Here is a 24,591-nt window from a genome sequence, read left to right as displayed (position 1 = left end):
CCCGCGTCACCAGTGGGTCTGGCTGCCGTCGGCGATGCTGCGGGTCAGGTCGTCCAGCAGGCGCTTGCGTTCGCGCTCCAGTTGCTGGCGCAGGTGGTTGGCCTCGGCCAGGTATTCGCCTTCGCTGAGCAGGTTCTCAGCGTCCAGCAGTTGCGCATTGGCCTGTTCCTGCAACTGCTCGAACTGCACGTGGTAGCGCTGCTGCAGATGCCGGACCCAGAACCCCAGGGCCGGCTCGCCATTGGGCTCCTCGGCGAGCAGGGCATCGCGCCCGACCGTGGTCGAGCCATCGATCAGCCGCAGTTGATGACGCAGGGCGCTGGTCCACAACCCATCCAGTTGCCGAGCCTGCTCTTGCACGCCGTCAAGGTTCACCGGTTCCCGTGCCGTGGGGGCGATCCGCAGGCGCAGTTGCGGGTCGTTGCCCAGGCGTTGCAGGGTCAGGGCGCTCAGGGCCTCCATCTGCTCGCGGCTGGCTCCGGGGACCCGGGCAGTCAGGGCATCGTCCAGGGCCAGGCAGCGCGCGGCGGACACGGCGATGCGCAGGTAGTGCTCGGTGCGTTGCCGGTGCGTGGCGAAGGGTTCCGGTTGCTCCAGGTCGGCGAGCATTTCGTACTGCAGCAGCTTGCTGGCATCGATGCGCTTGGCCGAGGCCCGTGCCCGCGGGCTGCCCTCCAGCCAGTGCAGCATGAACCAGAAGCGTCGCCGGGTGGTCACCGGTGCGGCGTGGTACATCGGCTCGTCGGCAATGCCGCGCAGATCGCGGCGGTACTCCACCGGCATCAGCCGGGCCAGGCGCTCCCAGCAGGCCTGGGTCGCGTCGTCGGCATCCAGCAGCAGGCTGGTGTAGTCATCCTCGGCCACCAGCAGGTCGATGCCGGTGGTCTGGTAGTGCAGGTCGATCCGGTTCAGGGCATCGTCGTCCAGCGGGTTGTGTTCCAGGCTCAAGGCGCGCCGGGCGTCGGCCGACAGGTGCTGTTCCAGGCCCGCTGGCAGCGCGCTGATGTGGTTGGAAGAGAGGTCGAGGTGTTCCAGGTTCGGCAGGCGCTCAAGGTGCACCGGCATCTCGTACAGCGAGCAATCGAACAGGTTGGCCTCGATCAGGTTCGGCGCGGCGGGCAGGTACGGTGGAACGGTGAGCGGGTTGCCGGCCAGGTTCAGGCGTTCCAGCGCCGGGTAGCGGGCCAGGGCATCCTGGGACTGCTGGCTCCAGACGATGTTGTTGTCGGTCAGTTCCAGGCTTTTCAGGGCCGGGGTCAGGCCGCCGGGCAGTTCTTCCAGCTCCAGGGCGCTGGCGAACAGCGTATGCATCCGGGGCAATTGCCCGGTCAGCAGGTAGGGCATCGAGCGCAGCGGGTTGCCGCTCAGGTGCAGTTCCTCGACATGGCCGAAGGCGTCGGCCAGGTGGGGCAGGGTGGCGAGGTCCTCGTCGGTCAGGCCGACGGTGGACAGGTTAAGTTCCTGTGGGTTGAGCTGGTTGCGCTGCCAGCAGCGGATCAGCGTGTCCCGCGCCACCGTACGCCGGGGCGCGACCGAAGCCCATTGGCCGAGGGCGGTGCGCAGGTAGTCGAGTTGTTGTTCCAGGGTGCGCAATTCCAGGTGCGGCTGCTTGCCGGCGTCGCTCCAGGCGCGCAGGGCGTTGCCTGCCTGTTCCTCGTTGCTGGCGGGATACAACCGGCAGTAGCGCGCCCGCAGGGGATCGACGGGCGGGCGGAACGACGGGTAGTGGAACGTCCGTGGCGGGGTGTCGAAGCCGCCGAGCAAGCGGCCTTCGTCACGCCAGCCGCCGCTGTGGCCGGACCAGATCAGGCTGCGGGTGCGTTCGGGCTGTTCCAGGGCCTGGGAGACGATGCGGTTCTTCAGGCTGCGCGAAGCATTGCCCAGCTCGGGCACGGCCTTGCCGATGGCGTCGAACAGATCACGGTGGCGCGGGCCGCCGGGTTTGGCCTGATAGCCCTCCGGGCCCTTGAGGAGCGTGCGCAAGTCGCCGGCAAAGCGCTCGCCGGCCCGCTCCAGCAGCGGTCCGGAGCGATCCCCGGCGCGCAGTTCCAGGGTGCAGTCGGCGGGCCAGCCGGGCTGCTCCGGCAGGCTGAGCAGGATCAGGCGTTCGCTGGCCGGCAGGCAGCGCTCCGGGTGATACAGGCCTTCGAGCACCGCCTCCAGCGGGTCGCTGGCCGGCACGGCGGCGCGTACCCGTTGCAGGGTCGCCAACAGTCGGGGTGGCGTAGGGCGGTGCTTGAGGTAGACGTCCAGCAGTTCATCACGGCGGGTGCCGCTGATGCGCCGGGCGATATCCAGTTCGTCGTCGCTGTAGTCCGCCACCTTGCCACCGAGGCGGCGCAGCAGGGTGTGTTCCGGCCATTCCAGTGGCCGCTCGTGGGCGCCGTGCCAGGCGCCTTCGCCGTTATGTTCGAGCAGGGGTTGCGCGGCCCCCGGGTTGTCCGGGTGGCGGATCTGCCAGCGCTGGCCGTCGGCATGGCGCTGCACGCGGTAGTGGCCGTCGTCCAGGGGCAGGTAGTGCTCGCCGCCGCTTTCCAGGAGTCCCAGTTCGTTGCGCCTGGCCGTGGCGGGTGCCTCGACGCGATAGGGCGCGAGATCGCCGTTCCACAGGCGCGGCGTGCCATCGGGGCGGATCACTTCCAGCAGCTTCGAGCCCAGCTTGCCGCCGTAATGCAGGGCTACCCCGGTGGCCACGGCGGCGCCGATATCGATGGCTACCGCCTTGGCATGGTCAAGGGCGTTGTCGATATCGCCTTGTTCCCAGGCCTCCACGCCCTCGTAGACCTCATCGAGGATCTGCGCAGCGAACACCAGCATCATCAGGCTGCCGGCGGCTGGGATGAAGAACGCCGCGACACCCAGTACGTCGAGCCCGACCGACTCCCAATAGTGCAGGCGGCGCTGGCGCGCGGCTTCGTCGACTTCGGCGCTGGGCACCGCGAGCAGCCGGGCTTCGTTGCGCAGGCGGCGGTAATGGCGGTCCTGGAGGAAGGGGAACAGGTCGTCCTTGATGTTCTTGTTCTCCCAGTGCAGGTCAGTGTCTGCCGGGGTGCTCCACAGGCGGTCGCGGTCGCCGGCCAGGGTCTGTCCGGTGAGGTTGCGCTGCAGCACGCTGGCGAAGTGTTCGAGCTTGTCCTGCTGGATGAAGGTGTAGAAGCGCTGGCGCATGGCCGGATCGCACAGCAGGCGCAGCAGCGCGCCCTGGCAGGCGGCCAGGCTCGGGTAATGGAGCAGGGCCTGGGGCATGCCGGGCATGTACAGGAACAGGCTTTCACCCTGGGCCGGGCGGATCAGCAGGGCGTCGAGGACATCCACGCCGAACAGGCTGAAATGCTGGCAGCGCGGCGCATCGCTGGCGCCGTCGAGCAGGCGCTGGACCTGGGTATGATCGCCCGGCATGCCGCGCATGCGCGCCACGATCAGTTCCAGTTGCAGCGCCTCGCGCCGGGCGCGGATGCCGAGGTTGCGCACCTCTTCGCGGTTGAGCACGTTTTCCAGGTGCTGCTGGTAGCGCTGGCCGAGGTCCAGTTCGTGGCAGCGCGCGGCGAAATCGGCGGCGCTGAAGGGCAGGGCATCGAAGCTGTAGCGGGCGTAGCCGTTGAACGAGCCGACCTTGAACTCGCCACGGATGGCCGCGCTTTCCGGCTGCATTTCCGCGTCTTTCTCGAAGTTTTGCAGGGCGGCCTGGAGCAGGGGCTCGACCTTGTGGTTGAGGTCGGTGGCCAGGGCTTTCCAGTTCCAGTCGCGGGTGAAGCGTACGAACTTCAGGTCGTGCAGTTGCAGGCTGTCCAGGCCCAAGTGGTGCAGCAGCAGCGGCGCGCTGAATTCCGGGATGCTGCGCAGGTCGGCGGTGGCCCGGGCCAGGGCGAAGGTGATCTGGCGGTTGCGTTGCTGGGCCTGGGCCAGGGCTGCGCGAAGCTCTAGGGAGGCGTTGTTGGCCCAGGTGCAGTTGGAATAGTCCTCGAGGTGTTTCAGGCGGGCCAGTTGCTCGGGGTTCAGGTGTTCGAGCCAGCGTGGCAGGCGCTCCTTGACGTGCAGGTCGTGGAAGCTGGGGGCGGCGTTCTCGGTCATGGGTGGCACTCCGTGTTGAAGGAGCGCCAGCACACCGCGTCCTGCCTGGCGTGGGGTGGCACATAGTTATGCGGGGCGCTGGCTATAGTGTCAGGAGACGAGAGTGTTCAACCGAGGGGATTTGCATGGCACTGATCAGCCGCGAGGTCTGGTGGTTCGAACCGCCCAAACCGGGGCAGACGGAGAAGGACCTGCGCTGGGGCTTCCTGGAAATCCACAGCGATGGCCAGGCGCGCTTCGTCGATGAACGGCCGACGGACAAGCAGATGATGGAGCGCAAGAGTTGTCGGCGGTTTCCGAAGGTTGGCGAGGAGTGAAGCAAGAACGACGCAAAACCCCGTGGGAGCTGGCTTGCCAGCGATTTGGCCGGAACTGACAACAGCTTTGTTCCGGATGGCCTCATCGCTGGCAAGCCAGCTCCCACAGGGTTTTGCATCGGTCAGGGATGCTTGAGGCGGCCACTACACCGAGCGCGTCGTGTTGAGACGCGGCGCCCGGGCGGTTCCCCGCGCCAACACCCCATACCCAACCCGCTTCACCCCCGGCAGCCGATCCTCGAGCAAATCCAGCAATGACTCCCCGCTGTGCAGATAGGCATCGCCGAAATCCGCATACCCCAGCGCACTCGGATGCACCACCACCTCCAGCAACCCGCTCTGCGGGACCAGCCCATCGCGCAGGTCCACCGGGGTGCAGACATGGTCCGCACTGGCCCCGGCCAACTGCCGCAGCCGTCGGTTCAACAGGCTTTTGAACGCCCGTTTCCCCGCGCCGATATTGCCGCCGATATTGCGCGCCAGCCGCACCGGCACCCTCTCCCGTGCCGCGAAGCGGGCGACGATCTCGCCAATCGGCCAGACGTTGTGTACATGCTGGTGCGAGTCCAGATGGCTGGGCAGCAAGCCCAGGCTCAAGCAATGCTGCCATTGCGCCGCCAGCTCCCGCTCCACCGCCTGCCGGGTGCGCTTCTTCAGCCACAGGCTCTTGCGCGACAGGCTGAACTCGAATTCCCCGGCGCCATTGCAGAACAGCGGTTCCTCGAGAATCGCATCACTCAAGGGGCGCCCGTGACTGATATTGAAATGCAGCCCGACCCGCCCGCGCAGCATTGGCTGTTGCCTGGCCAGGGCACAGGCGTTGCGGAACGCCGGCATGTTGGCCATGGCCGTGGCAGAACTGATCATGCCGCTCTGGAAGGCCCGCAGGATCACGGCATTGGTGGCCTCGTTGAGACCGAAATCGTCGGCATTGACTATGACCTGGAGGGACATTGCGCAGCTCCTGCAACGGAAGGGCGAGGGGAAGGCTTGCCGGCAGCACGCGGCTTGCCCGGGCGCAACCAGGGCTGGCAGCGCCGCCACAGGCGCAAGGCCAGGCCCAGGCACAGGCCGGACGGGCGCCAGCTGTAGAAACCATGGCGCAGATGCTCGATCTGCCCGGTCATGCGTTCGTGCAACTGGTGGCTGGAGTTCTCCAGGCTGACCCGCGAGGCGTCGATCCATTGCCAGCCCTCGTCCAGCCCCCAGTCGATCCATTCCTGCAACAGCACCCGGCCACTGCCCAGTTCGGCATGGGCGGGCAGGAAGGCCAGGTTGTAGTCATACAGGCGGCCGCGTTCCAGCAGGCCGAGGCGATAGCTGATACACCCGCCATCGAGTTCCAGCACGACCAGGCGCACGCGGTCTTCGCCGGCGAGGGCGGTCAGGGCCTGGAACATCCATGCCCGTGATGACGGCGAGCTGAAGATGCCGACCCCGTCATCGCCCTTCCAGCTGGCGTCCTCGACCGCCGCGATACGCTGCAGCCAGTCTTCGATATTCCCGGCATCCACCCGTACCCGATGCACCCGGGCACCACAGGCGGTGATCCGCTTGCGCGCCCGGCGCAGCTTGTAGCGCGGGTCGCCGCTGACCTCCTGCCTGTCCGCGGCGCTGATCCCGTGTACCGGCACGTTGCATACGCGTCGGCATTCGTAGGTCGAACAGTGCCAACTCCAGTGCCGCAACCAGGGCTCGCCGGCGGTCAGCTCGTTGAGCTGCAGCAGCGCATGGGGCAGGTGCTTGCGAATCGCCCGGAGTACCTGCGGCGCATCCTGCTCGTCGAGATCGACCATCAGCCCGACCCGATCGCTCAGCGGCCAGCCCAGATGGCGCAGCACCACGAACCCCGGCAAACCCTCGCGCAACGGCATGCGCAGCAGGGGCAGGCACAGGCACAGGCGCCCGTCGTCATGCCCGAGCAGCACCTGCACGCTCTGCCCTGGGCGCACCGCCGCCTCGGCCGCGCGCAACCAGGCCAGGCCATTGAACGGCGTGGCCTGGGGCAGGCGCTGGCGCAGGGTTTCATAGTCCGCTTCGGGAAAGCCGGGCTCTGCCAGCGAGCCCAACCAGCTCAGGCGCAGGCCCATCAGGCCGCTCCCATCGCGGCAGGCGCCGCCGGCTTGTGCAGCCCGGCCAGGCGCGAGCCCTCGTAGCGGCTTTGCCGGAAGAACTTCCAGCGCCCGAACAGGCAGTACACGTGGGTCACCCGGTGCTGCTCGTGGTAGCCCATGCGCATGTGCAGTTTCAGGGCCGGGATGTTGTGGCTTTCGCAGACATCCACCACCTTGTCGCAGCCTTGCTTGCTCATGGCCTTCCACAGGTCCAGCTGCAGGTCCACCGACAGGGTGGTGCCCCAGTAGGCGCGGGTCAGCTCGCCGCCGAACTCGAAGAACTCCCCGGGCTTGACCGGGAACCAGCAGCCATAGAAATGATGGTCGTGGTAGTCCTTCGGGCAGCCCCAGATAAAGGCCACCACATGGCCTTCCGGGTCGCGGTGGATGATCCCGGTATGCCCTTCGGCGACCAGCTCGCGCATGGTCTCCAGGCGGTCGCCGAAGTAGCGGGCGAAGGCATGCACGTTGTGCAGGGTGATCAGCTCGCTGTGGGTCGGCGGGCTGGACTTGAGGTTGTGCGGTGGAACGGGGCTGACCAGGTCGCGCTCCATCCAGAGCAGTTCCCAGTGATAGAACACATAGTGCCGGAAGGCGGTGTTCAGGGCCGAGCGCAGTCCTTTGTGCCTGATGTGGGTATGCAGCTGGTTCAGTACACGCATGATTGCCTCCAGGAGCGGGCAAGACAGGTGATCGACGTCGCGCGGTTCACGACGCGTTCCAGCCCAGGGCAAAGATCGTCTGCCCCGGCAATTCGAATCCGATGTATCCGTCATGGCAGGCCAGGTCGGCCTGGCGTGGCTGATGATCGGGTCCGAAGAAGGTCAATACGCTTTGCGCCGGGCATTGCCGGGCGCCGCTGTCGAAGCGCACGCGTTGCAGGCGCTCGCTCTTGTTCACCCCGAGCAGGCTGCGCCGGGGCCCGCGGGCCATGGCCAGGGCGTCCACCTCGAAGGCGTCGTTGTCCAGTTGCAGCACCTCGTCCAGCCAGTGCTGCTGGAGGAACTGCTGGGCCAGGCCCACCGGCTTGAGTTCGAAGGTGCGCGGCCCGAGGACCCGCAGCATGCCCTTGGGGTACTCCGGCTCGTCGGCCGCCTGGAACCAGTTGAGCATGTCCAGCAGGCCGTCGGCGCTGGCGTTGATCGCCACCGAGGCCCACCACAGTGCGCCGAGGTGACCGTCCTGTTCGTAGAGGCTCAGGCTGGAGCCGCTGGACAGGTTGGTCTGGTCCAGCAGCAGCGCCTTGCGTGGCCGGCCGCGCTCGTCCAGGCCGACCAGCCCGGCGGCCTGGCGTACCTGGTCGCGATAGGCCCGGGTCGCCAGCAGGTCGCGGACCATCCATTCGTGCCAGGCCAGGGCATCGACCCGCGGGCCGAATTCCTCCAGCAAGCGCCGGGCCCAGTCGGCGCCACGACGCTCGTCGCTGCGTTCGGTGGTGGGGCCGTTGAACAGCCGCGAGCTGGCCGGCAGGGCGATGCGCACCCCGGCCTCGCGAGCCCCGGCGTAGTCCTCGACCTGTTGCAGGCGCTGGGCGAAGAAGGCGCGGAAGTCCTCGTAGCGGGTGTAATTGAGGTTGGGCTCGTCGGCAAAGGCCAGGTAGTGCCGGCCGCTGCCACCCAGGGCGACACTGGCTGCCAGCCAGGCGTCCAGGCCGCGACGGCTGGTGCTGTCATCGCTGAGGTCGGCGCGGCGGCCGCTGGCGGCGAGCAGGGTGATGTCGTCCTCGATGCCGAAGCGCTGGCGATACAGGCGACGGAAACCGGTCTCGTAACCGGGCTGCCGCGCCAGTACGTCGACGAAGCTGTAGAACCCGGCGGCGCGAGGCTTCAGGGCATCCAGCACTTCGTGGCTGGCGGGTGGCGGCAGCAGATAGGGCAGGTTCAGCCCCAGCTTCGCAGTCGGGCCCAGGTGCTTGCCGTCCAGGCGCAGATCGACGTTGCCGGGCTGCTCCTCCAAGGGTTGCAGGTCTTCGATGCGGCGTGCGAACAGGTTGGCTGTGCCGTCGAGCCAGAACGCCGCCTTGCCGCTGCCTTGCAGCTCCAGCCGCCAGGTCTGCGCTTTCTGGCTGACCGGCAGGCTGACCTGCTGGAACTGCCAGTAGGCCGCTTGCGGGTTCAGCAGCAGGTCCAGGCTCTGCCCATCCGCGAGCCGCACCGCGCGCAGGCCACTGACGCCGCCATGGTATTTGCCTGCCAGCACGGCTTGCTCGCCGGGGCCGATGCGAAAGTAGAACGCCGTCCCGGCCTCCACCTGAAGGCTGAAATGCACTTTCGCCGGGGCGAACTGCACCCGGGTGCTGTCGCTGAAGGCCGGCCGGAAGCGCCGGAAGCTGTAGCCGGGAATCTCCAGGCGATAGCTGCCGAGCCCGGCGCGCAACGGCCATGGCTGCTGCCCGCGCACCTCGCTGGCGGCGATATCGCGGCGCGCCGCCAGGCGCCCCTGGCCATCGAGGAGGAACATCTGCTCGGGATTGGCGCTGGCCTGCCAGGCGCCGACCCAGTCCAGGTGCAGGGTGTCGCTGCGTCCTGGCGTCAAATACAGCGCACCGTCGCGAATATCCGGCCAGCGCAGTTGCCCGGCACTGGCCAGGCTGCTGAACAGCAGACCCGCGAACAGCGCGACGACGGTCTTCATCCGGCAACCCTCCCGGGCCGCATGCGCCACAGCGGCAGCAGGTCGGCGGGCAGCACGATCAGTACCCGCCACCAGGCCACGCCACTGAGCCGGCAATACAGCACCAGCATGGCCAGGGTCACCGCCAGGTAGGCGATGGACGAAGCCAGCGCGGCACCGACGATGCCGTAGCGGGGGATCAGCAGCACATTGAGGACCAGGTTGAGCGCCGCGCCAGCACCCATCATCAGCGACACGCTGCCGGGGCGGTTCTTGCCCAGCAGGTCAAGGCGCAGGATGCTCGCGTAGCACAGGCCGAACAGCCCCGGCAGCAGGGCCAGCAGCGCCGGATAGGCCGGCTGGTAGGCGGCGCCGAACAGGGTGACGATCAGCCATTCGCCGATCAGCGCCATACCGAGGCAGGCGCCGAGCATCACCGTGGCGGTCAGGCGCAGGGCCAACGGGGTCAGGCGCTCCATGCCGGCGTCCTGTTGCAGCAGGCGTTTCATCAAGGGCGTGGTCACCGCCTCGGGGACGATCAGCAGCAGTTCGGCGGCGGCGCTGGCCATGGCGTAGTGACCGAGGGCGGCGCTGCCGAGCAGGGCGCTGATGAACAGGTAGTCCGAGCGCAGGATCACCTGCTGGAACAACAGGTCCGGATGGCTCTTGGCACTGTAGGCCAGCAGCTCGCGCTGGCCGCTGCGGTCCCAGCACAGGTGCAGTTGCCGGCCACGGCGCAGCCACAGCAGGCCGAGCACCACCACCAGGCCGAGACCCAGCAGCCAGCTGGCCAGGGCCGCCGACAGCGCCGCGTCGGGCCACAGCCAGTAGAACGCGAGGAACAATAGCAACGGCGCCAGGGATTCGCTCAGGCGCAGGGCATTGAAGGCACCCACGCCGCCGGTAGCGTTGTGCAGGGTCAGCAGGCCGCTTTTCAGCACGCTGAGGGGCACCGCCAGCAACAGCAGCCAGGCCAGCAGGCCGAGTTGCTCGGTAACTTCCAGTTCAATACCGAAGCCGCGCAGCACGGCCAGGCAGACGAGGGTCAGCAACCCCGCCAGCAGGCAGCCGTAGACCAGCACCTGGGTCAGCAGCAGGCCGAGATTGCGCTGCTGCGCCGCCTGGTAGCCGATGGCGCTGTTCAGCCCGCCGCTGGTGGCGGCGGCGATCAGGTCCGGCAGGCTGCTCAGCAGGGCGAACAGCCCGCGCTCGCTGGGCCCGAGCAGGCGCGCCAGGAGCACATTGCGCAACAGGCGCAGGGCGATCATCGCCAGCCTGGTGCCCATGCTCAGCAGCAGGTGGCGCAAGTAGTGGCTGCGGTTCATGAGCGGCCTCCGCGGCTGATGCGCCAGGCCAGCAGCGCAGGTCGGCTGGCATTGCGCTGGCTGACCCCGATGCGCGGCAGGGCCAGCGGATCGTCACTGCAGTGGCAGAGGCCGGGGCGGGTGCTCAGGGCCCAGGGGTACTGGTGCGCGGCCAGGCGCTGGCGCACCCGCAGGTCATGGTCACCATTGGGGTAGCAGTACACCGGCAGCGGATCGCGGCAGCCGTTGCGCAGGGCACGGTGGCTGCGACTGATTTCCTCTTCCAGGCGATGGTCGTCCAGCCCTGGCAGCAGGGCATGGCTGGCGCCATGCGGACCGAAGCGGACCAGCCCGGAGTCTTCCAATTGCCGCACCTGTTGCCAGTTCAGGGCCTGGGGCAGGGACTCCTCCGGGCAGGCATCGGTGAGCAGATGCAGGGCCGGGGCGGCCAGGCTTTTCAGGCTTTGCAGATAATGCGCCAGGGCCAGGCTGCGGGCCCGGGGCGCATCGTGCATGAAGTAGGCGGCGGGCAGCGGGCGACCGACCCGGCGCAGTTTCTCGATCAACTGATGCCGTGCCGGCTCGCCATGGCTGCCCCACAGGGTTTCACCAAGGCTTTCCCACCAGAAGCGCTGGCGGCTGCCGATGTAGTCGGTGGACAGGAAGATGCTCGCCGGCACTTCGTAGCGTTGCAGCAGGGGGAAGGCGTGCAGGGCGTTGTCGCGCCAGCCGTCGTCGAAGGTCAGCGCCACCCGCGGGCGCTTGCCGCTGCCCTGGCCGTGCAGCAGGTCCAGCAGCGGCAGGCACTCGAAGTGCCCGCGCAGCCAGCGCAGCAGGCGCTCGAAGGCCAGCGGCCCGAGGCACAGCTCGTTGCGATGGGGCAGGGCAGCGGCGCGGTCGTCCGGCAGCACCCGGTGCAGCATCAGGATCAGCCCGGCGCCCTGCAACTGGCGGCGGCCCGCCGGGGAGTTGAGGTAGATCCAGCCTCGGGCGCGCTTGAGCGTGGTCTTGATCGGCATGGTCGTGGCCTCAGCGATTCTGCTCGGGATTCCACTGCCGGTAGCTGTGGCCGCGGAGGAACTGCCACAGCCCGACGCTCATTCCGGCGAAGGTCACCAGCACATAGGCGGCCAGGCGGAAGGGTTTGGGCAGGCGTTTGCCGCTGTCCAGCAGGCCGATCAGGGCAATCCCATAGGCCAGCAGTTGCAGGGTGCAGGTCCACAGGTAGAAGGCCCCGGCATCCAGCAGGCACAGGTTGCTCAGCAGCAACGGCAACAGCAGCAGCGGCGCGAGGCGGCGCAACAGCTTGTGGCTGATCAGGGCGAGGGCGTACAGGCCGTATTGCGCCGGGTCGAGCAACGGGCTGCGCGCGGCCAGGCTGCGCAGGCCGCCGACCGTGACCCGCTGGCGGCGGCGGAACTGCTTGCCGGGCTGGTCCACGCCACAATCCAGCACCACGGCCTCGGGCACGTAGACGATGCGCTGGCCCGCCGCCGGCGCGCAGGTACTGATGAAGAAGTCATCGTTGACCTGTTCCGGGATCGCTTCGAACAGCTCGCGGCGCAGGGCCAGCAGGGCGCCGTCGGCGGAGACCATGCAGCCGTTGCGGTTTTCCACCCGGCGCACCCAGCCCTCGTAATGGCGGTACAGGCTGTCGCCCAGGCTCAGGCCCTTGCCCGGCCGCGGGATGATCATCTGCCCGGCGCTGCCGCCGACGCCCGGCACGGCGAAAGGGCGCAGCAGATGGCCAAGGGTGTCGTCGGTCCACTGATTGTCCGCATCGGTGAACACCAGGATCTCGCCCTGGCAGCGCTCCACCGCGATATTCAGCGCCGCGGCCTTGCCGATCCGCGGCAGGTCAAGGACCAGGATGCGCGGGTCGTCGATGCTGCGTGCGCAGGCCACGGTGCGGTCGCTGGAACCGTCACTGGCGACGATGATCTGCAGGCTCGCGGTGAACGGGGCCTGGGCCAGTACGCTGCGCAGCTTCTGCTCGATATGTCGCTGCTCGTTATGGGCGGCGATCACCACGCTCACCGACTGGGGCTTGGCCGGGCCCGCCTCGGGCTGCTGGCGAAACGGCGCGAACAGGGTCAGCAGCAGCGGATAGCCGAGCCAGGCATACAGCGGCAGCAGCAGGCACGACCAGAAGATGAATTCAGCCACGGGCAGGCCTCCTTGCGTTGAGGTTGAACAGGCTCAGGACAAAGGCCATGCCGGCCAGGTGCAGGCGAATGAAATGCAGGCCCCAGAGCTGCAGCATCAGGCGCGGATCGCGGTGCTTCAGGCTTTGCCGCAGGCTCAGGGCCAGGGCCGGCAGGCTGGCGATCAGCACCAGCAGCAGGCTCAGGTGGGGAAAGCCGTCGAGCAGTGCCGACAGGGCCATGGCGTCGAGTCCCCAGGCGCCCAGGGACAGCGCCGGGAAGCGCAGCAGGCGCAGGCTCGCGCCATGGCTGCGCAGCAGTTGCAGGTGGCTGCCCTGGCGCCACATTTCCTTGCCCAGCCATTCCTTCCAGCTGCCTTCGTAGCCCCAGTGCAGCACCACCGGATCGCGCAACACCGCCAGGCGTGCGCCGGCTTCGTGCAGGCGCAGGGTGAAGTCCTTGTCCTCGCCGCTGCGCAGGCTTTCGTTGAAGCCGCCGACATTCTCGAACCAGTAGCGCGGCATCAGCAGGTTGGGGCTGGGCAGCCACTGCTGGGTTTGCAGCAGCTCGCCGGCGCGCAGGGTGCGGCGTTGCCAGGCAATGGCGAACCAGGGCGCCTGGTGCGGGGTGTCGCAGTCGAGGGCGAAGACATCGGCGCGGTCCTCGTCATGCAGGGCAAACAGGCGCTTGAGCCAGCTGTCGGGCACCTCGATATCGGCATCGAGAAAGGCCAGCCATTCACTCTCGCAGGCCGCTGCGCCACGGTTGCGCAGGGCGCCGATGCTCAGGCCCGGCAGGCTCAGCACCTCGGCACCGAGGGCCCGGGCAATCCGCGGGCTGTCGTCGCTGGAGCCGTTGTCGACCACGATCACCTGGCATTGCACCGCCGCCTCCCGCGCCGCCTCGCGCAGCGCCACCAGGGTGCGGCCGATATGCCGGCTTTCGTTGAACATCGGGATGACGATGGCGACCCGGTTCATGAGCGTGGCTCCCGTTGGCGCGACGCCTCGGCCTGGGCGCGCAACACCCCGGACAGGGCGAGCATGATCCACAGGTACTTGTGGTTCGGCGCGCTGAGGAACATCAGGAACAGCCCCACCGCGAGCATGTTCATGCTCAGGTGGGTCAGCAGGTCGGCCCGGGCCACCTCATGCTGGCGCAGCCAGGCATTGCGCGCGGCCCAGAAGTTGCGCAGGGCCAGGGCGATCATGCCGACGAACAGCAGCGCCCCGGGGATCCCGACTTCGCTGAACAGCTCCAGGTAGGTGTTGTGCGCACGGCGATACAGGTCGGTGACCTTGCGGTTGGCCGAGAAGGCCTTGGCATAGCCGGTATGGGCGTAGTGCAGCGGGAAGGTTCCGGGGCCGGAGCCGAATACCGGGTTTTCCCGGATCATCCGGCTGCCGACCACGATATAGGAGGCGCGCCGGCCCAGGGAGTCGTCCTCGTAGGCGTTGACCCCGGACTTGAGCACGCTCAGCGACTGGATCCGCTCGATGTACTTGGCCGGCATCACCGCCACCGCCGTTGGCAGCAACACCGCCAGGGCGAGCATGACCAGGCCGAGATGCCGCGGGCGAATCCGCTTCAGGTGCACCCGGTAGTGATACAGACCGATGCCCAGGCTGATCAGCAGCACCACCAGGCCCGAGCGCGATTCGGTGCGGGTCATTCCGGCCAGCAGCAGCCCGGTGCACACCAGCCACAGCAGTTTCTCGGCCAGGCGCGGCACATTGAGCAGCAGCCAGATGGTCAGGGGGATGGCGAAGGCGATCAGCATGGCGAACACGTTGGGGTCGTCGAGCAGCCCGGCGGCGCGGCCCTGGTCCTGGTATTTGCTGGAGTACATGGCCAGCACGCAGGTGGCGGCGACGCTCAACGACACCAGGCGGGCGAACAGCACCAGGTTGGCCTCGCGCCCGACCAGCAGGGTCATGACGAACAGCAGCAGGCCGATCAGCAGTTCGCGCAGGTGCTGGGCCGAGAGCAGCCAGTCGTCGCTGAGCCAGAAACTCAGGCCATAGCAGGCCAGGAAGCCCAGCAGCAGGGGCCACAGGTTGCTGCGCAGGCGGCTGCCATCAAGCTTGCCGCTGGCCAGTTGCAGCATCAGCACCAGGGCCAGGCCGGCACCGACCAACTTGGCGGCGGACAGGTCGCTGTCCTTGAACAGCCCTTCGAACGGCACCAGGGCAATGATCGCCAGCAGGCCCCAGGCCGGGCGCCGCCACAGGCCGAGGAGGCCGGCCAGGGTCAGCACCGCGCCGGGGGCCAGGTACGGCCAGGGACTGACCAGCAGGGCGACGGCGGCAAGGCCGAACAGCCCGATCAGGGAAAGGGGCAGGATCATGCGCGGACCTCCTTTGCGGCGCCCAGGTAGACCTGGGCCCAGCGCTGGGCCAGGGTAGGCAGGTGGAAGCGTTCGCGCTGGGTACGCCGGGCCTGGGCGATCAACTCGCCGGCCTGGGCCGGGTCGTCGATCAGCGCGGCCAGTTGCGCGCCCAGCTCGTCTACCGCCAGGGGCCGGGCCAGCAGGCCGCTGCGCCCGTGTTCGATCACATCGGGAATGCCGCCGACGCCGAAGGCCACCACGGGAACCCCGTCCTGCATGGCTTCGAGCAGGATCATCGGCGTGCCCTCGGTGCGCGAACTGATCACCAGGGCGTCGAGGCGGCGCATCCAGGGGCGCATGTCCTGCTGGAAGCCCGGCAGGAGAATGCGCTCGCACAGCCCGGCGGCGACAATCCGCGCGCGCAGGGCCGGCAGTTCCGGCCCGTCGCCGAGCATCACCCCATGCAGTTGCGGGTAGCGTCGGCACAGCGGGATCAGGGTGTCGAGAAACAGGTCCGGGCCTTTTTCACTGCTCAGGCGGCCCACGTAGCCGGCCAGCCACTGGCCGTGGTGCTCGGCATGCTGGAGCGGTTGCGCGCTGTCCGGCAGGCCGTTGGGAATCACCCGGATCTTGCTGTTGGCGACCCCGGCCTCGCGCAGGATCCGCGCGATGCTTTCGGCCACGCAGACCACCTTGCTCACCAGCGGCGAACGGCACAGGCGCAGGGTCAGCCAGGTGTACAGGCGCTGCTTGCGGGTGCGCGGGGTGAAGCCGTGTTGGGTGGCCAGCAGCGGCATGCCCCACACCAGTGCCGCCAGGCAACCGAACAGCAGGCCGCGGAAGTTGTGGGCATTGAGCAGCGGCCGCGCTGAGCGCTCGCGGCCGATCTCGCCGAGCAGCCCCGCCACCCCGGTGCAGCGCTGGCAGTCCACCCCGGCGCGGCGAAAGCGCGCCAGCAATTCATCCGGAGCCTCGAGAAACAGCACCCGATGCTGCCCTGGCGTGGCCAGGCAGTGGTCCAGCAGCATGCGCTCGGCGCCGTAGAACCCACCGCTGTTGAGCAGGTGGATGATCGGCTGGCGCGGGGCCACGGCGTTCAATTGCGCACCCAGTGCCACAGCCGTGGCAGCGACCATTGCTTGTGCGGGTTGGGCAGTGCCGGGGTCTGGTCGTTGATCACCAGCAGCACCGGCAGGTTCAGCTCCTGACCGATCTGGGCCGGATGTTTGAAGCGGTGGTCGAAGAACTCGCGGACATAGACCAGGGCGATGGCGAACAGCAACCCGGTCAGCATGCCGAACGGAATGATCAGCAGCGGCCGCGGGAAGGCGGCTTCCGTGGGCTGGTACGGCGCGCTGAGGATACGGGCGTTGGACAGATTGTCGAGCTGGCCCTGGCCACGGCTTTCTTCATAGCGTTGGGTGTAGGTGAAGAAGGCCTTGTGCAGGGCATCGATCTCGGTATCGAGCTGGCGCGCCTTGCTCTGGGTTTCCTGCAACTGGTGGATGCGGCTTTTCAGCTCGCCGATGCGCGCGGTTTTCTGGGCGATCACTTCCTGGACCACGGTCAGGTCCTTCTCGCGTTCGCGGATACGGTTGGACACCACTTTCAGGAATTGCTGGCGGGTGCGGGTGATCTGCTCGCGTTGCAACTGCATGGGTTCACTGCCGGGCTGGAAGATCGCCGTGTCATTGCCGTAGCGCGACACCTGGCCGGTCAGTTGCTCGCCCAGTTGCTTGATCTCGCGATCCTCGAAGGCGATGTTGTCCACCGTGGTGGTGAAGGTGAAGGGGAAGCTGTAGTCGGCCATTTTCGCTGAGCTGGCATTGGCCAGCGCGCCCTTCAGGTAGTCGAGCCAGCGCTGGCTTTGCAGCAGGCGGTCGCGGTACTGGTTGAGGTCCTGCTCCTCGGTGTTGATCGCGTTCAGGCGGAAGGTGATTTCCTCCTTCGGATCGGACGAGCCGTTGGCCTCCAGCAAACCCAGGCGCTTGCTTTCCAGGTCGTCGAGACGGGTCTGGTACTGGAGTTTCTTCTGTTCATAGAAGGACTCCGGCAACTCGTTGGATTGCAGGTCCTGGCGGTTCTTCAGGTAGTTGTCCAGCAGGCGGGCGACGAAGGCGGTGCCCTGGGCCGGATCGGGGAAGCTGTAGTTCACCGAGATCACGTTGGAGCCGGGCAGGGTATCGACCTTCAGGCTTTTCACCGCCTGCTCGGTCAGGGCATCCAGCTCGCTGTCGCCGGCGGATTGCACGCGCAGGCCGAGGGCGCTGCGCAGCGGGTCGATGACATGGGCATGCAATGGGCTGACTACCCAGCGATCAAGCATGCCCGGCTCCGAACTGTAGCTGCCTTCGCTGCGCAACTGGCTGATGGTCTGGCGGATCAGGGTCGGCGAACGCAGGATATTGCTCTCGGTCTCCATGTCGGCCAGGGAGGGCGGGATGAACTTGTCGGTTTCCTGGGCCAGGGCGGTATTGGTATCGCTCTGCGACAGTTTCTTCGACTGGACGATGACCTCGGCGCCGATATCGAAGCTCTGGCGCAGGACCAGCGGCAGCAGCAGGGCAATCACCGCGAAGGCCAGGAAGATGCGTTTCACCCACTGGCGGTTGGCGAAGAAGATGCGGAAGAACTCGTGCAGGTAATTCTCTTTGGGATTCATGTCGCGATACTCCCGGGATCAGTTGTCACTGCCTTTGTTGTCGAGGCGATAGCCGAAGCTCACGCCAACCCCCTGGAACAGCACCACGTCGGCCAGTTGCCGGGCCAGTTCGCCGGCGCTGGCGAGTTTGGTCTTGGGCACATAGAGCATGTCGTCCGGTTGCAGGTAGGCGACCTGGGCGGCGCTGGCGTCGAGCGCCTTGTCGATGTTGTAGGGCACCGCCGTCACCTGGTTGCCCTTGCGCCGCATGATCATCACCGAGTCCAGGCGTGCCTTGATGCTCGGCCCGCGGGCCAGGGTCAGGGCCTCCAGCACCGAGACCGGACGGCGGATCGGATAGGCGCCGGGCGCGCCTACTTCACCCAGCACGTAGATCTCGTTGACCGCCGTGGACTTGAGCATCACGTCGACGCTCATTTTTCCCGGCAGCTTGGCGTAGCGCTCGTTCAGGTAGCTTTCCAGCTGGCTCACGGTCATGCCCTGCAGGGCCACCGAGCCGACTTCCGGGAAGTTGGCGCGGCCGTCGCTGTTCACCGTGATCTCCCGGCTCAGGCCGGTAGCCGGGTGGTTCAGCGAGTTCTTCAGGTTCTGCTCGTTGGTCAGCGGGCTGATCACCTGCACGGTCAACTGGTCGCGGTTGGGCTGGAACAGGCTCTTGTTGCGGTAGGCCTGCTGGATCGCGGCGCGGGCCTGATCCGGGGTTAGCCCGGCGACCTGCACCGAGGTGTTGGCCGCCGGCAGTTCGATACGGCCGTCAGGCAGCACCAGCTGGTTGCCGTTCAGGGAACTGGCGGAGAGGAAGTTCAGGCCGATGGTATCGCCGGGCTGGATGCGATAGGCATCGGTGCCGCTGGTGGCGATATGGAAGATCACGTCGAGCACGTCCTGCGGGCGCAGCACCTGTTCCTGGCTGTCGAGCTCGGTGGCCTGGGCACTGGCGCTGGGGGCGGTCATGATCTGCACCGGCATCTGGTGCATTTCCTGGTGACTGCTGCAGGCGGCCAGCAGTGGTACCAGGGCAAACAGGGCGATCAGGGAATGGTTCATGTCGGGGGCCCTCGCACGGTCGGCTCAAAGGTTGTTGTAGAGCCACTTGGGCATGTAGTAGCGGCGCCGGTTGAAGACGCTGCCGATCAACTGCGCACCGGCCTGGACCAGGCGCTGGCTGGCAGCCTGGGCCACTTCGCGGCGGGTGTCGTCGGCGTCGATGACCAGGATCACGCCATCCACCAGCGGCCCCATCACCAGGCTGTCGGCCCCGGCGTAGACCGCCTCGCCGTCGATCACGACGAAGCGGTAGTCGCTGGCCAGCTTGTGCAGCAGGACCCGCAGCATTTCCGGGTCGAGACGCTCGCCGCCGCGCTTGTGCAGGCCGCCGGGCAGCACGTCGAAGCTCTGGTCGGACAGGCGCACGATGCAGTCCTGGGGCAGCGGCGGGGTCTGGTCATCGAACAGCAGGTCGTTGAACCCGCGCAGCTTGCCCAGGCCCAGTTGCTGGCTGAGGTTGTCGGGGGTGTCGCTGGCATCCACCAGCAACACCGCGCCACCGCTCATCTGTGCCAGTTGCTTGGCGACGGCCAGGGCGCTGGTGCTGGTGCCGCTGCCGCGGTTGGCGGCGGTCAGCAACAGCAGGCGGCGGTCCTGGTCGAGCAGGGTGGAGGTCAGGTTGGTTTCGCTGGGGGTCGCGATACGCATGCTTCTTGAAGTAGAACCGTCCATCTCAACTTGCTCCGTGGCCGTTGAACACTTTGAAGGGAGTCTTGAGCAGGATCTTCAGGTCCAGGCTCAGGCTCTGTTCGGCGATGTAGCTGAGGTCAAGCTCGACCCGCTGGTCGAAGTCGATGTCGCTGCGCCCGGAGATCTGCCAGAGGCCGGTCATGCCGGGGTAGATGCTCAGGCGTGCGAGGTGGCTGTCCTTGTAGCGGTAGGCGTTGAACGAGGTAGGCCGGGGGCCGACCAAGCGCATCTCGCCGCGCACCACGTTGAACAGGTTGGGCAACTCGTCGAGGCTGCTGCGCCGGAGCCAGCGGCCGATCCGGGTTACCCGCGGGTCATCGTCGATCTTGAAATCGATGGACTGGGCGCCGTGCTTGTTCAGGTGCCGAAGGGACTCCTTCAGCGCCTCGGCGTCGGCGACCATGGTGCGGAACTTGAACATGCCGAAGCAGCGTCCGCGGTAACCGGTGCGCCGTTGCACGAAGAACACCGGCCCCGGGCCGCTGGCCTTGACCAGCACGGCGAGGGCCAGCAGCAGTGGCGCCAGGCAAATGATCAGGAGCACGGCGCCGAGGCCGGCGAGGCAGCGGTTGGTCCGCGACAGGGTCCAGGGCCGGCCGCCGATACGCCCGGTGAACCAGCCACGACCTTGCTTGTGCACCGCCGAATCGATGCGCATGCGGTGCTTGGGGTCCATCCGTTTGTCCTCTTGCAGCGCCTGTACCTGGGCGCTTTGCGGTTGTCCGGTCATATCGACCTCCGTTGCTCTGCGGGCGAAGCCCGATGGGTCTGCGCTGGCGTCCCGAGCAGCGGCAGGTAGTGGTCGAGGAACCAGGCTGCGAAGCGCCCGAGTCCGTCATCCAGGGAAATGAGGGGAGTGAAACCGGTGGCGGCGGCGAGGTCGCTGGCGTCGGCGCAGGTGTCGAGCACGTCCCCCGGTTGCAGCGGCAGCAACTCGACTTCGGCCTGGCGCCCCAGGTGCTTTTCCAGCAGGGCGACATAGTCGAGCAGGGCCACCGGGCGCTGCCCGCCGATGTTGTACAGGCGCCAGGGCGCGTGGCTGCTGGCCGGGTCCGGGTGGCTTGCGTCCCACTCTGGATTGGCTTGCGGGGCCTGAGGGATCAGGCGCACCAGGCTTTCGACGATGTCATCGATATAGGTGAAGTCGCGTTGGTGCTGGCCATGGTTGAACAGGCGCAGCGGACGGCCTTCATGGATGGCCTGGGCGAACTGGATCGGCGACATGTCCGGGCGGCCCCAGGGGCCGTACACGGTAAAGAAGCGCAAGCCGGTGGCAGCGATGCCGAACAGATGGCTGTAGCAGTGGGCCATGGCCTCGTTGGCCTTCTTGCTCGCGGCGTACAGCGACAGCGGGTGGTCGACGCCATCGCGTACCGAATACGGCACCGTGCGATTGGCGCCGTACACCGAACTGGACGAGGCGAACAGCAGGTGCTGCACCGGATGGCGGCGGCAGCATTCGAGGATATTGAGGAAGCCGGCGACATTGCTGTCCAGATAGGCCCGGGGGTTGTCGAGGGAGTAGCGCACCCCGGCCTGGGCGGCGAGGTGCACCACCACCTCGGGCTGCTCGCTGGCGAACAGGCGTTGCAGGCCCTCGGCATCGTTCAGGTCGAGGATCCGCAGAGTAAAGTCACCGGCCTGCTGGCGTACCCAGTCGACCCGCGCGACTTTCAGCGCCGGGTTGTAGTAGGCGTTGAAATTGTCCAGGCCGATCACCTGGTGGCCGTCGCGCAGCAGGCGCAGCGCGCAGTGGGCCCCGATGAAGCCGGCGGCGCCGGTCACCAGGACTTTCATGGTGCCGGTACCTCGGGCACGACATGACGCAGGCCGATGCCGCAGTAGTCGAGGCCGAAGGTGGCGACCTGGTCGGGGTTGTACAGGTTGCGCCCGTCGATGATCAGGCGCTGGCGCAGTTTCTGCGCCAGCAGGCTGAAATCCACCACGCGAAAATTCTTCCATTCGGTGCAGATCACCAGGGCGTCGGCGTCTTCCAGGGTATCGTCGCGGGTGGCGCAGAGCTGCAGGTCCTTGCGGTAGCCGTAGATTCGCCGGCACTCGGCCATGGCTTCCGGATCGAAGGCATGCACCGTGGCGCCTTCGGCCCACAGGGCTTCCATCAGGTAGCGGCTGGGCGCTTCGCGCATATCGTCGGTATTGGGCTTGAAGGCCAGGCCCCAGAGCGCCACCGACTTGCCGGCAAGGCTGCCGGGGAAGTGCTGCTTGAGCTTGGCGAAGAGAATCTGCCGCTGGCTGTCGTTGACCTCGCTGACGGTCTGCAGCAGGCGCAGCGGCATGCCGTTGTGCTCGGCGGTGTGCAGCAGGGCGCGCAGGTCCTTGGGAAAGCACGAGCCGCCGAAGCCGCAGCCGGGGTAGATGAAGTGGTAGCCGATGCGCGGGTCGGAGCCGATGCCCTTGCGCACCGCCTCGATATCGGCGCCCAGGCGCTCGGTGAGGTTGGCCAGCTCGTTCATGAAGCTGATCCGCGTGGCGAGCATGGCGTTGGCCGCATACTTGGTCAGCTCGGCGCTGCGGTTGTCCATGAACATGAGCTTTTCATGGTTGCGGCAGAAGGGCGCGTAGAGTTCGCTGAGCTGGTCCTGGGCGTCGGCGTCGCAGGTGCCGACGATGATCCGGTCCGGACGCAGGCAGTCGGCCAGGGCGCTGCCTTCCTTGAGGAATTCCGGGTTGGACACCACCCGTACCTTGAGCTCCAGCTTGCCCAGGCGGTCCAGTTGCTCGCGGGCCAGTTGCGCCACCTGGTCGGCGGTACCCACCGGCACCGTGGACTTGATGATCAGGGTGCGGTCGCCGTCCATCAGCTCGGTGATCTGCCGGGTCACGCCAAGGACATGGGAGAGGTCGGCGGAGCCGTCTTCGTCCGGCGGGGTGCCGACGGCGATGAAGATCAGTTCGCCATGGCTCACCGCATCACTGGCCTGGGTGCTGAACAGCAGGCGGCCGTCGCGGATGTTGTCCTCGAGCATGGCCGACAGGCCCGGCTCGTGGATCGGCGGCACACCGACGCGCAGTTGGCTGATCTTGTGGGTATCGACATCCACGCACAGCACCCGGTGACCGACGTCTGCCAGGGCGGCTGCCTGAACCAGTCCTACGTAACCCGTACCGAACACACTCACGTCCATTCCGGATGCCTCGCATGGCGTAATGGGGGTGTAACAGCGATGTGTTTTCGGTATAGCGCAGGCTGCGGAAAAAGTGTCAATGGAATGGCATGTTTCACTCAACTTACGTTGCCTGTTGCAGCGGTCGTTTTGCCATCAACCCTTTCAATCCGCGCCTTTGCGTCAAAAAGGTGATGGCCAGTCGCCGGGTGATTTCTCGATAAACGGTCGAAGGCCGCGCCGTTCAAGGCTTGTAGAGATTTGTTCGCAATTGGTTTGACGGCTCTCCTTTAGTGTTAATCCCTATTTTTCGGCGCCAATAATTCGCCATAAAATTGGCAGTCGATAGCTGGAAAGACCCGCGCAAGCTGACTACCTTTCGAAAATCCCCGGTCTGCCGAAGGCGGTCTCATTCCATGCGTGCATATCTCAAGGGCTCGTTGTTGCTCGGCTACCTGGCCTGTTTTCATGAAGCGACAGGCGAACGTTTGCAGGCGCTGGGCATGGGGCCTGCGCTGGTGTTGTACCTGGGCGTGTTCGGGTTGTTGGCGCTGGGGCTGTGGCTGGCAGCGCAGATTCGCCTGGGTCTGGTGCGCTGGGCGCTGGCGTTGCTGTTCTTCGCCAGCGCGGTGTTCTTCGATGCCTACACGCGGATCACCGCCAGCTACCTGACCTACAGCGCCTTTATCTCGATGGTCTATTCCGGCGCATTCATCCAGGACGCGCTGCTGCAGTACCAGGACGCCATCCTGCTGGCGCTGGCGCGCGGGCTGTTGCTGCTGCTGGGAATCGGCTTGCGCCCAGGGACCTGGCCGCGGCTACCGCGGGTGTTGCCCTGGGCGGCGCCGCTGCTGGGGGTGCTGCTGCTGACGGGGATCCTGTTCGTGCGTGCCGGGGAGGGCGCCCGGGGCTTGCCGGTGATGTATACGCCGCTGGCCTATCTCAACCTGCTGGCCTACGAAACCCTGCATGACCATGTCGGTGTGCGCCAGCCGGTGAGTCTGGCGCGCACGGGGCCGGCCATGGCCCGGGACATCGTGCTGCTGATCGATGAAAGCGTGTCCGGCAACTACCTCGACCTCAACACCGCCCAGGGCGTGCCCACGCCGCTGACCCAAGGGCAGGCGGGGCTGAAAATCTTCAACTTCGGCTACGCCGCGTCCATCGCCAACTGCAGCGCCGACACCAATGTCACCCTGCGCTATGGTGGCACTCGCGCCGACTATCTGCGGATCAACTCGACCCAGCCGTCGATCTGGCAGTACGCCCATCAGGCCGGTCTGCAGACGGTGTACATCGACGCCCAGCGTACCGGTGGCAACCTGCAGAACCTGATGAGCGAAACGGAAAAGCGCGATATCGACCGCTTCATCCAGTTCGACGACACCCCGGTGCAGCAGAGGGATATGGCGGTGGAAGCGCAACTGGTGGAGTTGCTGGGTGATGGGCGGCCGCAACTGATCCTGGTCAACAAGGTCGGTGCGCACTTTCCGGTGCACGACAAGTACCCGGATGACTTCATGCTCTGGCGTCCGGCCTTGCCGCGCGGGGAGTACACCGATATCGCCGATACCGGGCGGCGCGATGGCTTTTCAGGCAGCCCGCAGGACTGGGTGCTGTACCGCAATGCCTACCGCAACACCCTGGCGTGGAACGTGGGGGAGTTCTTCAAGCGCCTGTTCGCCCAGGCCGACCTCAGCCAGGCGATACTGATCTACACCTCGGACCATGGGCAGGACCTGCATGAGCGGGGCAATCCCGGGTTGAACACCCACTGCGACAGCGACCCGGTGATGGAGGAGGGCCTGGTGCCGCTGGTGGTGATCCAGGGTGAAGGAGTCAAGGCGCCGGACTGGGCCGCGCATCTGCAGCAGAACCGCGATCGGTCGAGTCACTACAACCTGTTTCCGACCCTGTTGCAGTTGCTGGGGTATGACCAGGCGCAGGTGCAGGCGGCGTATGGGCGGCCGTTGAGTGTGGCGACGGAGGATGAGTTCAGTTTCAACACGCGGTTCAATGCCAGGTTGGGGGCGAGTCCGGTGTTCAAGCGGATCGATCTGGGGCAGGTGGTGGTGCCGGAGGGGACGGTGGTTGGTAGTCGGGAATGAGGGTGTTCATTCGGGCCTCATCGCTGGCAAGCCAGCTCCCACAGGTTTTGTGTGCGCCGCGAACCCT

19 protein-coding genes are annotated in these 24,591 nt (G+C 66.9%); 2 read left to right on the top strand and 17 right to left on the bottom strand.

The window, feature by feature from the left end:
• Nucleotides 1-6: 6 nt before the first annotated feature.
• Nucleotides 7-4,071: a dermonecrotic toxin domain-containing protein gene (locus AC2CQI_RS06605; protein ID WP_484579609.1), complete on the bottom strand. Its 4,065-nt coding sequence runs from the start codon at nucleotides 4,069-4,071 to the stop codon at nucleotides 7-9.
• Nucleotides 4,072-4,196: 125 nt separating this feature from the next.
• Between AC2CQI_RS06605 and AC2CQI_RS06600 the strand changes: the two genes are divergently transcribed.
• Nucleotides 4,197-4,388: a hypothetical protein gene (locus tag AC2CQI_RS06600; RefSeq protein WP_075802954.1), complete on the top strand. Its 192-nt coding sequence runs from the start codon at nucleotides 4,197-4,199 to the stop codon at nucleotides 4,386-4,388.
• Nucleotides 4,389-4,532: 144 nt separating this feature from the next.
• Here the strand turns inward: AC2CQI_RS06600 and AC2CQI_RS06595 are convergent, their stop codons facing one another.
• Genes AC2CQI_RS06595 through AC2CQI_RS06520 form a run of 16 tightly spaced genes read right to left on the bottom strand, consistent with a single transcriptional unit; the run spans nucleotide 4,533 to nucleotide 22,437 of the window.
• Nucleotides 4,533-5,342 carry a carbohydrate deacetylase gene (locus AC2CQI_RS06595; RefSeq protein ID WP_484579608.1) on the bottom strand — a complete coding sequence of 270 codons (810 nt, stop codon included), beginning with the start codon at nucleotides 5,340-5,342 and terminating at the stop codon, nucleotides 4,533-4,535.
• Complete coding sequence (locus AC2CQI_RS06590; RefSeq protein WP_484579607.1) at nucleotides 5,324-6,478, bottom strand: GNAT family N-acetyltransferase; 1,155 nt, start codon at nucleotides 6,476-6,478, stop codon at nucleotides 5,324-5,326. Before AC2CQI_RS06590 ends, AC2CQI_RS06595 begins: the two co-directional genes overlap by 19 nt.
• Entirely contained in the window at nucleotides 6,478-7,164 is a 687-nt protein-coding gene (locus AC2CQI_RS06585; protein ID WP_484579606.1) for an N-acetyltransferase, read from the bottom strand. Before AC2CQI_RS06585 ends, AC2CQI_RS06590 begins: the two co-directional genes overlap by 1 nt.
• 46 nt (nucleotides 7,165-7,210) lie before the next feature.
• A complete protein-coding gene (locus AC2CQI_RS06580) occupies nucleotides 7,211-9,136 on the bottom strand; it encodes a hypothetical protein (protein WP_484579605.1) in 1,926 nt (641 codons plus the stop codon).
• Nucleotides 9,133-10,440 carry a lipopolysaccharide biosynthesis protein gene (locus AC2CQI_RS06575; protein WP_484579604.1) on the bottom strand — a complete coding sequence of 436 codons (1,308 nt, stop codon included), beginning with the start codon at nucleotides 10,438-10,440 and terminating at the stop codon, nucleotides 9,133-9,135. Before AC2CQI_RS06575 ends, AC2CQI_RS06580 begins: the two co-directional genes overlap by 4 nt.
• Nucleotides 10,437-11,438 (bottom strand): polysaccharide deacetylase family protein, encoded by a 1,002-nt coding sequence (locus AC2CQI_RS06570; RefSeq protein WP_075802948.1) that lies wholly within the window; start codon nucleotides 11,436-11,438, stop codon nucleotides 10,437-10,439. Before AC2CQI_RS06570 ends, AC2CQI_RS06575 begins: the two co-directional genes overlap by 4 nt.
• 10 nt (nucleotides 11,439-11,448) lie before the next feature.
• Nucleotides 11,449-12,585 (bottom strand): glycosyltransferase, encoded by a 1,137-nt coding sequence (locus AC2CQI_RS06565; RefSeq protein ID WP_484579603.1) that lies wholly within the window; start codon nucleotides 12,583-12,585, stop codon nucleotides 11,449-11,451.
• A complete protein-coding gene (locus tag AC2CQI_RS06560; protein WP_484579602.1) occupies nucleotides 12,578-13,543 on the bottom strand; it encodes a glycosyltransferase family 2 protein in 966 nt (321 codons plus the stop codon). Before AC2CQI_RS06560 ends, AC2CQI_RS06565 begins: the two co-directional genes overlap by 8 nt.
• Nucleotides 13,540-14,910 (bottom strand): O-antigen ligase family protein, encoded by a 1,371-nt coding sequence (locus AC2CQI_RS06555; protein ID WP_484579601.1) that lies wholly within the window; start codon nucleotides 14,908-14,910, stop codon nucleotides 13,540-13,542. Before AC2CQI_RS06555 ends, AC2CQI_RS06560 begins: the two co-directional genes overlap by 4 nt.
• Nucleotides 14,907-16,028, bottom strand: a complete 1,122-nt coding sequence (locus tag AC2CQI_RS06550; protein WP_484579600.1) for a glycosyltransferase family 4 protein — start codon at nucleotides 16,026-16,028, stop codon at nucleotides 14,907-14,909. Before AC2CQI_RS06550 ends, AC2CQI_RS06555 begins: the two co-directional genes overlap by 4 nt.
• A complete protein-coding gene (locus tag AC2CQI_RS06545) occupies nucleotides 15,989-17,554 on the bottom strand; it encodes a GumC family protein (protein ID WP_484579599.1) in 1,566 nt (521 codons plus the stop codon). The genes AC2CQI_RS06550 and AC2CQI_RS06545 overlap by 40 nt, the downstream gene beginning before the upstream one ends.
• Nucleotides 17,555-17,572: 18 nt before the next feature.
• Nucleotides 17,573-18,601: a polysaccharide biosynthesis/export family protein gene (locus tag AC2CQI_RS06540; protein WP_075802942.1), complete on the bottom strand. Its 1,029-nt coding sequence runs from the start codon at nucleotides 18,599-18,601 to the stop codon at nucleotides 17,573-17,575.
• A gap of 24 nt (nucleotides 18,602-18,625) precedes the next feature.
• On the bottom strand, nucleotides 18,626-19,273 hold the full coding sequence (locus AC2CQI_RS06535) for a CpsD/CapB family tyrosine-protein kinase (RefSeq protein ID WP_075802941.1): 648 nt from the start codon (nucleotides 19,271-19,273) through the stop codon (nucleotides 18,626-18,628).
• Nucleotide 19,274: 1 nt separating this feature from the next.
• The gene (locus AC2CQI_RS06530; protein WP_075802940.1) at nucleotides 19,275-20,021 is read right to left on the bottom strand and encodes a sugar transferase; all 747 of its coding nucleotides are present in this window, start codon (nucleotides 20,019-20,021) and stop codon (nucleotides 19,275-19,277) included.
• Entirely contained in the window at nucleotides 20,018-21,088 is a 1,071-nt protein-coding gene (locus tag AC2CQI_RS06525) for an NAD-dependent epimerase (protein ID WP_484579598.1), read from the bottom strand. Before AC2CQI_RS06525 ends, AC2CQI_RS06530 begins: the two co-directional genes overlap by 4 nt.
• Nucleotides 21,085-22,437: a UDP-glucose dehydrogenase family protein gene (locus AC2CQI_RS06520; RefSeq protein WP_075802938.1), complete on the bottom strand. Its 1,353-nt coding sequence runs from the start codon at nucleotides 22,435-22,437 to the stop codon at nucleotides 21,085-21,087. Before AC2CQI_RS06520 ends, AC2CQI_RS06525 begins: the two co-directional genes overlap by 4 nt.
• 395 nt (nucleotides 22,438-22,832) lie before the next feature.
• Here AC2CQI_RS06520 and AC2CQI_RS06515 point away from each other — a divergent pair, with 395 nt between their 5' ends.
• Entirely contained in the window at nucleotides 22,833-24,524 is a 1,692-nt protein-coding gene (locus tag AC2CQI_RS06515) for a sulfatase-like hydrolase/transferase (protein WP_484579597.1), read from the top strand.
• The last annotated feature ends 67 nt before the right edge of the window (nucleotides 24,525-24,591 follow it).

It is taken from the genome of Pseudomonas sp. P2S-1 (assembly GCF_057197725.1).
This window is presented reverse-complemented; position numbering and strand designations above follow the sequence as displayed.